Below are 398 nucleotides of genomic sequence, written 5' to 3'. Positions count from 1 at the left end.
CTGGTCAACGGCGCTGCCCAGGCCGTCTACAACAAGTACCCCTACACCACCCAGCAGCAGGGCACCAACTTCGCCTCCGATGCCCGCGGCAAGGCCAAGTGCGCCCGTGACATCGGTTATTACCTGCGTCACATCACCTACTCCCTGGTTGCCGGCGGCACCGGCCCCCTCGACGAGTACCTGATCGCCGGTCTCGACGAGATCAACCGCGCTTTCGAACTGTCCCCTTCCTGGTACGTCGAAGCCCTCACCTACATCAAGAACAACCACGGCGTCTCCGGCGATCCCGGCGTCATCGCCAACAACTACATCGACTACGCCATCAACGCCCTCGTCTGAGTCGCGTCGGTTCGTCGTCACCCGGGGCCCCGCAAGGGGCCCTTTTTTCATGGGTGGCT

General features: G+C 63.1%; 1 protein-coding gene. It reads left to right on the top strand.

The window, feature by feature from the left end:
• The coding region (locus KUG41_RS15355; RefSeq protein WP_216905058.1) for a phycocyanin subunit alpha at positions 1 to 339 on the top strand (339 nt) is incomplete at its 5' end.
• Positions 340 to 398: the final 59 nt, after the last annotated feature.

This window comes from Synechococcus sp. CCY 9618 (assembly GCF_019038415.1).
GTDB lineage: Bacteria > Cyanobacteriota > Cyanobacteriia > PCC-6307 > Cyanobiaceae > Cyanobium.
This window is presented reverse-complemented; position numbering and strand designations above follow the sequence as displayed.